The 12,758-nt window shown below is 41.0% G+C and carries 11 protein-coding genes; 4 read left to right on the top strand and 7 right to left on the bottom strand.

The features are described from left to right. Positions 1-17: 17 nt before the first annotated feature. The 4 genes from G586_RS0104295 to G586_RS0104280 are packed head-to-tail and all read right to left on the bottom strand — an operon-like array spanning position 18 to position 4,038. Positions 18-1,241 (bottom strand): murein hydrolase activator EnvC family protein, encoded by a 1,224-nt coding sequence (locus G586_RS0104295; RefSeq protein WP_242831968.1) that lies wholly within the window; start codon positions 1,239-1,241, stop codon positions 18-20. Between the two features lie 33 nt (positions 1,242-1,274). Then, a complete protein-coding gene (gene ftsX, locus G586_RS0104290; protein WP_026526724.1) occupies positions 1,275-2,171 on the bottom strand; it encodes a permease-like cell division protein FtsX in 897 nt (298 codons plus the stop codon). Continuing rightward, positions 2,158-2,901 (bottom strand): cell division ATP-binding protein FtsE, encoded by a 744-nt coding sequence (ftsE, locus tag G586_RS0104285; RefSeq protein ID WP_196811542.1) that lies wholly within the window; start codon positions 2,899-2,901, stop codon positions 2,158-2,160. Before ftsE ends, ftsX begins: the two co-directional genes overlap by 14 nt. A 54-nt stretch (positions 2,902-2,955) precedes the next feature. Next, the gene (locus tag G586_RS0104280) at positions 2,956-4,038 is read right to left on the bottom strand and encodes a PucR family transcriptional regulator (protein ID WP_026526722.1); all 1,083 of its coding nucleotides are present in this window, start codon (positions 4,036-4,038) and stop codon (positions 2,956-2,958) included. A 210-nt stretch (positions 4,039-4,248) separates the two neighbouring features. Here G586_RS0104280 and G586_RS0104275 point away from each other — a divergent pair, with 210 nt between their 5' ends. Next, a complete protein-coding gene (locus G586_RS0104275; RefSeq protein ID WP_026526721.1) occupies positions 4,249-4,440 on the top strand; it encodes a YjfB family protein in 192 nt (63 codons plus the stop codon). 211 nt (positions 4,441-4,651) lie between these two features. Here G586_RS0104275 and G586_RS0104270 read toward each other — a convergent pair whose 3' ends face one another. Genes G586_RS0104270 through G586_RS0104260 form a run of 3 tightly spaced genes read right to left on the bottom strand, consistent with a single transcriptional unit; the run spans position 4,652 to position 8,034 of the window. Continuing rightward, entirely contained in the window at positions 4,652-5,485 is an 834-nt protein-coding gene (locus G586_RS0104270; RefSeq protein WP_026526720.1) for a CvfB family protein, read from the bottom strand. A gap of 4 nt (positions 5,486-5,489) precedes the next feature. After that, positions 5,490-6,245, bottom strand: coding sequence for an acyl-[acyl-carrier-protein] thioesterase (locus G586_RS0104265; protein ID WP_026526719.1), 756 nt, complete (start codon positions 6,243-6,245; stop codon positions 5,490-5,492). 1 nt (position 6,246) lies between these two features. Beyond that, positions 6,247-8,034 carry a DUF6020 family protein gene (locus tag G586_RS0104260; RefSeq protein ID WP_155834019.1) on the bottom strand — a complete coding sequence of 596 codons (1,788 nt, stop codon included), beginning with the start codon at positions 8,032-8,034 and terminating at the stop codon, positions 6,247-6,249. Positions 8,035-8,118: 84 nt separating this feature from the next. Here G586_RS0104260 and G586_RS0104255 point away from each other — a divergent pair, with 84 nt between their 5' ends. From G586_RS0104255 to G586_RS0104245, 3 genes are all read left to right on the top strand, one after another. Continuing rightward, a complete protein-coding gene (locus tag G586_RS0104255) occupies positions 8,119-9,717 on the top strand; it encodes a hypothetical protein (protein WP_026526717.1) in 1,599 nt (532 codons plus the stop codon). Positions 9,718-9,854: 137 nt separating this feature from the next. After that, positions 9,855-11,009, top strand: coding sequence for an AI-2E family transporter (locus tag G586_RS21720; RefSeq protein WP_035772484.1), 1,155 nt, complete (start codon positions 9,855-9,857; stop codon positions 11,007-11,009). Beyond that, entirely contained in the window at positions 11,006-12,685 is a 1,680-nt protein-coding gene (locus G586_RS0104245; RefSeq protein WP_026526716.1) for a GGDEF domain-containing phosphodiesterase, read from the top strand. The genes G586_RS21720 and G586_RS0104245 overlap by 4 nt, the downstream gene beginning before the upstream one ends. Positions 12,686-12,758 lie beyond the last annotated feature (73 nt).

The raw sequence follows: 12,758 nt of genomic DNA, 5'->3' as shown, positions 1-12,758 counted from the left end.
ATACTTCCTTTCAAAAATCATTTCAGGTAATTCCAGGGACTTACATAATTACCATTCAGTCTTACTCCAAAATGCAAATGCGGTCCTGTAGATCTTCCTGTCGAACCTACAGATCCGATTCTCTGTCCCTTCGTCACCTCTGCACCTGTCGAAACACTAACAGCAGATGCATGCATATAAATTGTATAAAGTCCGCTTCCATGGGATATCATAACATAATTACCCATAGTGGAATTATATGCTGCAGCAACAACTTTTCCATCATATGCTGCAAGTATAGCGGATCCGCTTGGCGCAGCAAGGTCTACTCCATTATGCATCTTTTGAATTCCAAGAGTAGGATGTGTTCTCATACCATAGTTATCAGAAATTCTTGTATAAGACGGACATGGAAAAGTAAACATACCGCCATCATATTTTCTTGCATTCTGAGCCGCCAGCTCAGCTTTTTCTGCCTCAACTGCTTTCTCCAATGCAGCAATAGTGGCATTTTCTTCCGCTATTTGCTTCTCATATTCGGCAATCGCCGCTTCTTTATCCTTAATATTTGCAGATAAAGTATTAACCTCTGTATTCTTTTGGGCTATGAGAGTCTGAAGATTACCCTCTTCAATAACTACATTCGCTTTGGCCTCATCAAGAGTTTTCTTTTCTTCTTCAAGAGCTTCCTTCGTCAACGTAGTGAGCTCGGTTTGTGCTATATACTCCTGAAGCTTTCCTCTATCATAGGCAGACAATTCCTCAATATACTCAGCCTTGTTAAGCATTTCCGAAAAGGATCCCGTCTCCAAAAGAAGCTGAGCATACAAAGTATCTCCCCTCTCATACATGAAGCGGATTCTTTTTTTCATGGCTTCATACTGCTCATTCTGGATCCTTATATCCTCTTCAAGTTCCGCAGTGGTTATTTCAATATCTTTTTCCTTCTGCTCTATACTTACCGTAAGGTCCTCTATCTTTTTCTGGATGCTGTCAAGGTTGGCATCCAACTGCGTTATATATGAATTCAGATCCGTTTTCTCTTTCTCAAGAGATTTTTTTACCGACTGCAGATCTGTAAGAGAGTTCTTCATTGAATCTCTCTCTTTCCTTGCATCTTTAATCTGTCCCTCTTTTTCCTTAATGCTCTCCGCAGTAACGGCCGCATTCACAGGCGTTGTACTAAAAGAAACTGTGCCTGCAAGCAGGCACAGAAGTAAAACTGACCCGGTTATCCTTTTCCCAAATGTTCTGCTAATCAAAATCCAGCAGCCTCCCATAAAAAAATCGCATTTTTATACATGCAGATGCTTGCGCACAGTCGAAACACTACCGAGGAAGCCGATACCAACTCCTATGAGAATCGAAACTGGTGTAAGCGCCTCAAATATCTTTCCAACCGGAAGAATATCCAATATAGAATTCAGCATTGAAAATCTGATTGCCAAAAATTCTGCTGCCTTATTGTAAATAAAGTAAATAATTACCAGCGGTATGAGTGAACCAATAAGTCCTATGATGATACCCTCGATGACAAAAGGTGCACGCACAAAGAAGTCCGTTGCTCCTATGTACTTCATTATATTTATCTCTTCTTTTCTGACAGAAATACCGATAGTAACCGTATTGCTTATAAGGAAAATTGAAACCAGCAAAAGTATTGCAATAATTCCGAGCGAAACATAAGCGATAAGGCTGTTAACTCCACTCAAAGTCGATGCAGTAACCTCAGATCTGTTGACCATTCTTACGCCATCAATTGATTCAAGATAAGTTACAAGCGCAGGCTGCATCGATACATCATTAAGGTATATCTGCAGGTTTGCTGAATCCTCAAGAGGATTCTCTGTAAAGCCATCAGCATATTCTCCAAGATAATCGGTCTTAAAGCCCTCCCATGCATCCTGAGCTGAGATATAATCCACCTTGCTGACCTCAGGTCTCTTCTCAATCAGCGCTTTAGTCGCAAGAATGACATCCTCACTGGTTCCTTCATTGAAGAATACCGTAACGGATACACCTTCCTCAGCAGTTTTAACTACATGCTGAAAATTGGTTACTATTGAATAAAACATTCCGAACAGGAACAAGCATGCACTGATAGTTGCAACAGAAGCAAGTGTATACCATCTGTTACGACTCAGGTTCTTAAATCCCTGTCCTAATGTATAGAAAAAACTACTCATCCTCATCGTGATACTCACCCTCTTCTTCGTCGTAAATCACGACGCCTTTTTTCATAGTGATAACTCGCTTATGCATCGAGTTAACAATCTCCCTGTTATGTGTAACAACAATAACTGTTGTACCATTCATGTTAATCTGCTCCATGAGCTTCATAATCTCCAGAGTGTTGTTAGGATCCAGATTACCGGTAGGCTCATCTGCGAGCAGAATATCCGGCTTATTGACTATGGCTCTGGCCAGGGCAACTCTTTGCTGCTCTCCACCTGCAAGCTGAGTTACCTTACTTTTATATTTTCCGGCAAGTCCCACCATTGCCAGAACTGACGGCACATTTCTTTTGATATCTCTGTTTGATTTCTGAATAATTCTTTGAGCAAACGCTACATTTTCATAGACATTTCTGTCCTTTAAAAGTCTGAAATCCTGGAATACTATTCCCAGCCTTCTTCTGAACTTCGGAATGTTTCTATGTCTCATCCTGCCAAGATCCTGTCCCATGACGGTAATGGTTCCGTCCGAAGGCACAAGCTCCCTAAGAAGCAGCTTTATCAGGGTTGATTTACCTGATCCGCTGTCTCCGACTATAAAAACAAATTCACCCTTCTTTATGTGAAGGGTGACTCCATTTAAGGCTGGTGCTCCCGTTGAATAAGATTTTGTCACATTATCAAGCGTGATGATCTCATCCTCCGGGATCGGTGCAGCCGCACGTTTTCTTCTGTAAACTTTTTCCATACTTAAAAATCCTCTTCCTTTTGCGATATATGGATGACTTCTGACTTTGGTAGTCTAGTATCGCTCCATATATTTCATATACCTAACCACCATCAAAGCGATCTTGAAGGTGATGGCGTCATCGAAGACGCGAAGGTCAAGGCCTGTACTCTTCTGTAGCTTATCAAGCCTGTATACCAATGTGTTTCGATGTATAAAGAGCTGTCTTGATGTTTCCGAAACATTGAGATTGTTCTCAAAGAACTTATCAATGGTTGCAAGTGTCTCCTGATCGAATCCATCAGGATTCTTTCCCCCGAATATCTCACGGATAAACATCTTGCAAAGCGGAATGGGCAGCTGATAAATTAATCTTCCGATGCCAAGTTCCCCATAACTTATAACCTTGCGCTCATCGAAGAATATTCTTCCTACATCCAGCGCCATCTTGGCCTCTTTATATGAACGGCTGACTTCCTTAATCTCTCCTACAACTGTACCAATAGCAATGTGAACATTGGATATGCCAAGTGATTCAAGGTGCTCCTGAAGTTCCACGGCAGATTTTGAAATATCTTCCGTCTTATTATATTCTGAAACATCCTTGACAACTATAACATTGTCCTCATCTACTTCGGTTACAAAATCACCGCCATTTCCGGTGCCATGAGTCCTGATAAGCTCAAGTACGTTATTCTCACGTACCTTGTCAGCGGAAATGATCATGGTAACCCTCTTGGAATCAGACGGGATATGCAGCTTCTTCGCTCTACTATATATATCCACGAGCAACAGATTGTCAAGGAGCAGGTTCTTGATAAAGTTATCCTTATCAAACCTCTCCTTATAAGCCACAAGTAGCCCCTGTATCTGATATGCGACCATCTTACCGATCGTGTAAGTACTCTCACCGCTTCCTGCGGCTATCAGAATATACTCAAGCTGTTGTTCATCATAAACTTTGAAAAACTGATAACTCTGAACCTCCTGAGAATCAGCAGGTGATCTGACAAAATCACGAACAGAATCACTCATGTCTGCAAAGTCCGGCCTAGTCGCAGCGACTTCATTTCCATCAACGTCAAGCACACATAAATCCACATGTGCGATGCCTTTCAAGCCGTCTATGGTATTTTGAAGGATTTGATTTGAAATCATATTTAATCTCCCAAAATTTTATTTTCATTGTTCTACTCTTATTCTACTCGATAAATGCATAAAAATCCACAAAAAATAAGTGTTTTTTTGTGAAATTTCCATAATGATTTTTCAGAAGAAATTTTCCGAAATAAGATATGGATTAGGATACATGTCTGAGGACACTTTAAACATAAGAACTTCGTCCTCAGCAAGCAAAAGGAGGTGCCTATGGACATACCTGAATTATCAATGGCATTGTCTGCAAGCAAGCTTCAATCAGACTGGGGAACAGCAGTACTCTCCAAGAATCTTGATGCTTTGCAGGAGGTTGGCGATACCATTAGCGAAATGATGGATGTGTCCGCTCTAGAGAGGTCGGTTAACCCGAACCTGGGTGGCACAATCGATGTTAGGTTGTAAACCTAACATCCCCAACATGACGCCCCGCATATACTATGTAGTTATTTCGAGCTCTGATACGATACCGTAAATCGCCCTAAATAACCACATAATATATGCGGGGCTGTTTATTGATTATCTTTTCCTAATCAATCTATATTTCATTTTTAAACAAATAGCCAAAGTAGAATTATTCAAATTTCCAAGTTGTTTTTTTCAAGGAAAACGATGGTTAAATCATTCTGATTTCATTTTCCCTAATTTCAACCTTTCCTTCCTTAAGAAGATGACCGATGGCGCGTTTGAATTCATTTTTACTCATTGCCATTTCATCCCTTATAAGCTGAGGATCAGCCTTGTCAGTGAAAGGAAGTTTTCCGCCATTCTTTTCCATTTTTTCGAGGATGATCTTTGCATCATCGTCAATCTGAAGGTAAGCCTTCTCGCGAACGCTTAAGGTAAGCTTTCCATCCTCCCTCACATCGACTACTCTGGCAGTAACTTCATCACCTATCTTTATGTCGCCATACAGCTCTTTCTTCGGAATGAGAGCTGAAAAGATATCGTCTACAGCAACAAACACACCAAAATTAGAGCTGGTCTCGTATACAGTTCCTCTGACTCTGTCCTCCTTATGGTAAGGACTGTCAGTTCTCAAAAACTCATACACATTCATGGTAACAGCGAGTCTGCCTGACTTATCCACATATAAGGCACAGAGAACAGTTTCTCCCTTTTTAACCTTCCTGGTCTGCTCTCTAAAGGGCAAAAGCACATCCTTTTCAAGCCCCCAGTCCATAAATGCTCCGATCTTACCTACATCCGTTACCGTAAGCATATTTACGTCTCCAAGCATAAGCTTCGGTGTCTTTGTAGTTGCGATAAGCCTGTCATCGGAATCCTTGTAAAGGAAGACCGTCAGTTTATCGCCAAGCTCTGCATTCTCAGGCACCTGCTTTTTGGGCAAAAGCACCTTGTCGTCACTACCCTGCTTTTCAGCCAGATAAACTCCGAAATCCACCTGTTTGATTATTATCAGTTCCTGTTTTTCACCTATTCTTAACATTCTTTTATCCTTTTAACTCAACTATTGCATATGGTTTACCGGCAATGTCGTTTATTGATGCCGTATAAATACCCTCTTTAACATATACAGTCGGACGAACCTCGTCACCAAGATGCGCCTGCTGCTTGTACTCCACTCTGATGCTGATATTCTCCCTGCTCCTTACAAGCTGCAAAAGATCATCGATCCCATTTTTTTCTGCCACATTCTCAAAAGCCTGAAACGCGATTCTAATATACTGTCCATTATTTACATGCATATTGGAATCCAGATGATGCATCCCTATTTTCTTGGAAGCCGCCTCAAAAACCCGAGCATCCTTAGGAAGCTCAATCTTCCTTGCAGCATACTCCATCGGAAGCCTTTCATCCAGCGGATAGGTGGCGATCATATCATCATTTATCCTTGCAGGACACCCCTTTTCCATATTCATCAGCATCCAAACGGAGTTTGCAACCGCAAGGCGCTCACCGGACTCTGTATCCATGAAAAAATTCCTGTGTCCAAAAAATCCCTTTAGCTCATACGGAACCGTTCCCGTCACTATTCTTTCGCCCAATTTGGGGAGTCTTTTCACTTCCACCTGCCAACTGGCAACAACCCACGCAATGCCCTGCTTTTCAGTCACCTCTATCGTTGCCGGGCCTTCCTGTGTCTGAAAAGTGGAACAATCCTGAAAATAGTCTATCAGCGATTCGAATGTCAGGTAATGCTCAACATCCGTTTCAGAAAATCTAATTCTTGAATCAAATTTGTACATTTTAAATCCTTCTCTTAACTATCATAGCACAAATTGCAGCACTTAGTGGCATCAGCATAACTACTGCATATTCATATCTAAAATCCACAACAGGGGCCGCTATAAGCAGCGTAAACACCAGTGCTGCCTGAAAAATCGCAAACACCAATAATCTGCCATGGAATGCCTGCCTATCCCTTAACATCAATACTAACAGCAAAACAATAAGCCAAGTATAGATTCCGGCGCACCAGAGCATACCATAAAGCGGTACAAAGCCTCCTAGCTTTATAAGTATCTCTTTACCTTTAACTACCGCCTTTCCCCCGATACGCGGCATCATAACGAGTCCATAGTCATTTGGCATTACGCCGTCGATGTTTCCGACTTCATAGGGAATATCAGGATACACATATCCACCCTCTAAATCAAACCAGGCTCTTATATAATGCATAGGGAATTTCGTTCCAAGCCTTAACCACAGTCCAAAATATTCACCCTTATTATTCTCTATTACATCAGGATATCCGGCTCTTACAAGTTCCTTTATATTATCGGCAAAATCCGGAGCATAAAGCTCATGAATGTAAGTCCTGTCAATAACCGCATCAATCAACCTGATATCCTTCTCATCAAGCGCCTCATCACTTACAAGGACCCTTGCCACCTGCTGAAGCGGAAGTGATAGTGATTCAGTAAAATCAGGCTGTACTATACCTGCGGCATTCATTACAGGACCCTTAATTATCAAAGAAACAACAATCGCAAAAATCACTGCACCTGCTGCCTTCAAAATATCCTGTCTGAATAGAAATACAAAGAATGGCACACACAAAAGAAAAGCATACCAGCCATTCGACCTGAAAACAGAGATAAGCACTGCTAAAAAAGCAAACATAACAAAATCCATTGTTTTCGCCTTATCCCGCATAGCCATCTCACAAATCCTGCAGCCAAGCAGCATTGCTATCCCCGCAAAAGGCACATCCTTCCAGATCGTCACTGCAAAAACAGCATTAAAAGGAACAAGCGCAAAAAAAGCAAGTGACAACATCACCCATCTTTTCTTATCGACTATTCTCTTAACCTCCAGCACAACTCTTCCACAACAAATAGCGAGGAAAATCATTTGCGCCAATGTATAAAAGCTTATTGCACTATTCGGTTCACCTGTCACACTCATCCCCAGATTATAAAACAGAGAAATGATCAGCGTATGCGCAACCGGATGATGATTAGAAAGCGGATTTACTCCAATTACCTGCTCGTATTGGACAATTGAATCAGCAGTCATGATTCCAGGAAATTCATACAAAAAGTACGGAAGCCAACACAGGAAACAGATAATTGCTCCTATAGCAAAAATCGCCCCCTCATGTTCCCACAGGAAGGATGCCATTTTCCCTTCATCCCTTGCCGTATTCGCAAGAGGCCCTTCTTTTTCTACGGAGTTCTTATCATTGCTCTCTGCATATCTCAGTAAATCACCGGTTTTAAACAAAAACTGCATCACTCTGAAAATCGCAAGAGAAATCCCGGAAAGCATTATTAAAACTCCGGCAATCTTAAAAAGCCCGCTATCAAACCGCTCCACAGCTCTTCTTCCGACAAAAAACACCAAAGCTGCAGATAACAGAAAAGATACCAAAAGAACAGGAATCACCGGACCTTTTCTATCATTTTCTCTAACCTTTCTGCCAATACAAATAAACAAACCAAAGAAAATCAGCGTAAGAGGATTTCTTACAGTAATCCCCAAAATAAGCTGTAGCCCCCAGGTACATAGAAAGGCAATAAAAGTATTTTTCAATTCTTTTTTCTCCAAAACATTCATATCTGATATAATCCTTTTAGGAACGTGGCTTTATTTGGCCGGGAGGAACTACATTATCGCATGAACACTAAAGACTTATCAACAAACAACACAATAAAAGTCCATGAACTGATTTTCTATATCTATTTTCTTTTCCTTTTCGGGTCAAGAGCCGTCGGGCTTTATGACGGACAGCCTGTTTACAACGCATGTATCGTTGCAGGTATGCTGGCTTTCCTCATAAAAGTCGCAGCAACCAGACAATCTCTTTGTGAATATATTGCAGGCTTTGCGATATTATCTACAGGAGCCCTCACTTACCTGTGCTCGGGTGAAAAGGGACTCTTAATCTACTTTACCCTCATGCTCGGAATGAAAGGTATTCAGGAAAAGAAGGTCATGCGCCTTGGGCTGATCATACTTTCCGTCTCTTACTTTGTTTTGTATCTTCTTTCAATTACCGGCATAATTACAGAACTAAATCACATGAATAAGCGAAGCGGATATGGATTTCTCCTTAGGCACTCCCTTGGATATCCCTACCCAAACACAGCTCATACAACCTTGCTTATTTTAATAATTTTCTTTTTCTATCTATACGAGGCAAAGAACACACGCAGTCTTCTTAAAGCTTCTATTATTGCTATGCTCGTTAATGTCTATGTATACATGTACACAGTAAGTCTCACGGGACTTCTGTCTATATCAATATACCTGATTGTTAATATTTACCTACAGCTTAGACCTGTAAGATCAAAGGTTGAGAATTTCTTTATCAGCCTTCTTTTCCCAGCAGTTGTAGTCTTTTCAGTCGCAGGCCCGCTCCTAGCCACAGGCCAGGCCTTTGAATTCATGAACAAGCTTTTGCATAAACGCTATGAATTCGCTCTTTACTTCCTTACGAATGAAAAGATCACACCCTTTGGTTCATATTTCAAAGCAACGCCCACAAACTGGTATATGTTGGACAATTCCTTCCTGTACCTGTTTTTACAGCTGGGTATAATTCCTTTCCTGCTTGTATGTGCACTTTATATTCTGTGGATCAGACATCTTATAAAAGGAAACAAGCTTAGTGAGCTTGCAGTTATCATCACATTCTGCTTTATAGGAATGAGCGATCCGTTCCTGTTTAACCTAAGCTTCAAAAACCTGACTTTTATTTTCTTGGGAACATGGTTATACGACTCGATAGGCAAAGCAAAAGCTTCATTACCTCAGGTACTCCAAAAAGAGATTCTTATCCTCCCTTTTGGAGAAAACGAAGTAACCCTTTTTAGAAAACAAAAAAGCTCCCACGTCAGGTTACTCTCTCAAACCTTTTACGAGATCAGTACACACATCATAAGATACGCGCTTATATTTGCCATTGTAGGACTTATTGGCTGCACTGTTTATACCAAAACAAATGATGAACCCAAAATTCTCTATGCCGATTCCATGATCACTGATCCATACTTTAGCCACAAGAGCATCACTATGTCTGAGGCAGATGTTGAAGCAGCTCTTGAAGCAGGTGATCTTGTGGAAGGCTACGACGCAGATGATCCCACAATGTATGTCTTTAAGAAAAAGGCCCCGCATATGGAATATATACGGAGCACCATTACCTGCGGAATCTGGGCTGGTCTTATTTGTGTTTTGATTCTGTCAATTATCAGAACCTTCCGTAAAAGCTGATATTTTTAACTCCTACACGTAAATAATTGTACGAAACTTAATACTTTTTTAATTGAATCCTAACCTGCCAAATACTAGAATATACTTATTAAAATACTATAGATTGGGGGTTTGTGCAATTTAAGCACAATGACAATATGAATTTTATTAAAAAATGTATTAACCAAAAATGGTTCCCATATACTATTGCATCCTGTTCGGCAGTTGTCCTTTACCTTGCCTTATCCCATATCAACCTATTTTTTCAAGGATTGGGAATTCTAGGTAAATATTTTTCACCGGTAATAACAGGTCTGATCCTAGCGTACATTTTGCACCCATTGGTAGCTTTTTTTGAGAGGACAGTTTTTTCCGGCTTAAAACAATCAGGAATAAGAAGGTCACTTGCCATTATGCTGTCTATTCTGGCAGTGCTTCTATTCATTGTAGTGCTTGTGATTGCATTGATTCCTCAGCTGGTAGGCAGTATTACAACTTTCGTTTCCAATCTTGACAGCTATGCAAGATCACTTGAAACCCTGCTAAACACAATTAGTGCCAAAGCCGGTAATTTCCATATAGATCTATCCGGTATCACCAGTAAGATTAATTCATTTCTGTCCCAATTTGCACAAAAGCTACCTCAGGCGGTTTCTCAGATAATCAATGTATCTGCAGGTATAGGAAAAGGCGTCTTCAACTTCATATTGGGCTTCATTCTAGCCATCTATTTTCTGGCAGGCAAAGAAAAGCTTCAGGCCGGTACCATAAGACTCATGAAAGCCTTCATACCGCTGCATGTATATGATCGTATAGCTACATTCTGGAGTACCTGCAATGATATATTAAAGCGCTACATCGCTGGAGACCTTTTAGATGGACTTGCAGTCGGAGTAATAAACTGGATTTTCATGCTTTTAACCGGCATGTCATACTCAGTACTCATCTCACTATTTGTAGGTGTTACAAACTTAGCGCCCACATTTGGTCCTATAGTAGGAGCCATACTCGGTGCATTTATCCTGGTTTTGGTAAATCCGATCCATGCACTGATTTTCCTTATATTTACTGTAATTCTTCAAACAGTTGATGGATATGTTATAAAGCCAAAGCTCTTCGGCAACACACTCGGCGTCTCAGCCGTGTGGATACTTGTTACATTGGTTGTCGGCGGCCGAATGTTTGGCGTTGCCGGCATCATGCTTGCGATTCCTTTCGCTGCTATATTTAACTTTACATATCAGAATTGGATTCAGAAGAGGGAGGCTGCGCTTGCTAAAAAAGCGAACACTTCCGAAGAGGAAAGATCATGAGAGTAGAGGAATATACATATCAGGAACTTAAGCACATGATGGATTACATGAAGAGAATGTATGACACCGTGCGTCTAGTTGATCCGGTAGAATGTCGTGTAATCAACGTTGATACCTCCGGACAGCTCCATTATGAAAAGGAATGCTATTCTGCCTGGAAAGCAGCTTCACGCTGTTCAAACTGTAGCAGCTACAGAGCTGTCATGAGCGGCCAAAGGCAGACCAAAGAAGAGATTTATGATGGCCACCGTTTCCTGATTCAGTCAGTTCCTATTAAGCTTGTACTCCCCGACAAAAACAATTTCACCTGTGTTATGGAACTTATTAGTATAGACGAAAAAGAGGGTGAGATAATTCCTTCCTCCAATCCGATATCTGCAGGTGAAGACAAACAGCTCTCTCAGGGCATGACGGAATCAGATTATCTGCTGACACACGATCTTCTCACCAGACTTTATAACCTTGATGGTATATGCAGAGAAGTCCGCAAAATTCTGGTAGAAGATCCAGACACAAATCGTGTCCTTATAACAGGTGATATAAGACATTTTAGGACTCTTAACGAGCGTTATGGAACCCAGCGCGGAAACGAAGTCCTTATTGCTATAGCAGATATGCTGCGTAGAAATTGTGGACCGGGTGCTATTTACGGCAGGACGCATGCCGATCACTTTGTACTTTGCATGCCGGAAGAACGATTTGACGAAGGCGTTTTCATGAGTGCTGTAGAAGAGATTGGAAAAATGGTCGATTATGAGAATTATCACCTTTATTTCCATCTCGGAGTATTCCGTATAGACGACCCGGAAATACCTGTTACCGTTATGATAGAAAGAGCTGATCTGGCATTACAGACCCTACATGACCGAAGGGAAAATGTCCTGACCTTTTACACAAACAAACTCTTAAAGCAGGCTGAATATGATTTGGAGTTTTTAAACAGCTTCCACCAGAACCTTGAAGCAGGTCAGTTTCATATTTTCCTTCAGCCCATTTTTGATGCTTCAAAAAGAGTTACCGGTTCCGAAGCACTAACCAGATGGATCAGACCGGACGGATCCATTGTTCCATCCGATAAATACATACACCTGCTTGAAAGAAGTGAAAACATTGCCAAACTTGATATAGGCAACTGGGAACGAGTTATGAAACAACTACGTTCCTGGAAAGCAACTCCAAAGGATCACCTTGTAATCTCAGTTAATGTGTCTCCTAAGGATCTCTTTTACATGAACGCACTTAAAAAAGTAAAGGAACTGGTACACGCATATAACGTTGATCCAAACAAGCTTATTCTTGAGTTCTCTGAAAGAGATCTCATGAACGACACAGAACTGCAGCTTGCAATTCTTGATGAGTTTAGCGAAGAGGGCTTCCGGGTAGCCATAGACAACTTTGGTCAGGGCAACCTCTCCATCGGAATGTTAAAAGAGCTCCATGCAGACTATGTCAAACTCGACAAAAAGTTTATTGATGACAGTTATAGTTATCCCAAATCCAAGATCATACTTGAAGCAACAGTAAAACTTCTTCAGGCACTTGGAATTAAAGTTGTTGCAGAAGGTGTTGAGACCGAAACCCAATTTGAATATCTCAAATCAATAGGCTGTGATCGGTTCCAGGGATACTTCTTTTCACACGCAATTCCTATTGAAGAATTCGAGCAAAAGTATTAAGAAATCAGGAATTATCCTAAGATATGAAAATGCCTCCGATACTCAAAAATGTATCGGAGGCAATATTTTATTC

The organism is Butyrivibrio sp. VCD2006 (assembly GCF_000423925.1).
Classification (GTDB): Bacteria; Bacillota; Clostridia; order Lachnospirales; family Lachnospiraceae; genus Butyrivibrio.
The sequence above is the reverse complement of the archived record's forward strand: the minus strand, read 5'-3'. Positions and strand labels throughout refer to the sequence as shown.

Coding starts and splice junctions, on each gene's coding strand:
- ftsX (WP_026526724.1), bottom strand. CDS start 2,171: ATGAGGATGAGTAGTTTTTTCTATACATTAGGACAGGGATTTAAGAAC.
- ftsE (WP_196811542.1), bottom strand. CDS start 2,901: ATGGAAAAAGTTTACAGAAGAAAACGTGCGGCTGCACCGATCCCGGAG.
- G586_RS0104280 (WP_026526722.1), bottom strand. CDS start 4,038: ATGATTTCAAATCAAATCCTTCAAAATACCATAGACGGCTTGAAAGGC.
- G586_RS0104275 (WP_026526721.1), top strand. CDS start 4,249: ATGGACATACCTGAATTATCAATGGCATTGTCTGCAAGCAAGCTTCAA.
- G586_RS0104270 (WP_026526720.1), bottom strand. CDS start 5,485: ATGTTAAGAATAGGTGAAAAACAGGAACTGATAATAATCAAACAGGTG.
- G586_RS0104265 (WP_026526719.1), bottom strand. CDS start 6,245: ATGTACAAATTTGATTCAAGAATTAGATTTTCTGAAACGGATGTTGAG.
- G586_RS0104255 (WP_026526717.1), top strand. CDS start 8,119: ATGAACACTAAAGACTTATCAACAAACAACACAATAAAAGTCCATGAA.
- G586_RS21720 (WP_035772484.1), top strand. CDS start 9,855: ATGAATTTTATTAAAAAATGTATTAACCAAAAATGGTTCCCATATACT.
- G586_RS0104245 (WP_026526716.1), top strand. CDS start 11,006: ATGAGAGTAGAGGAATATACATATCAGGAACTTAAGCACATGATGGAT.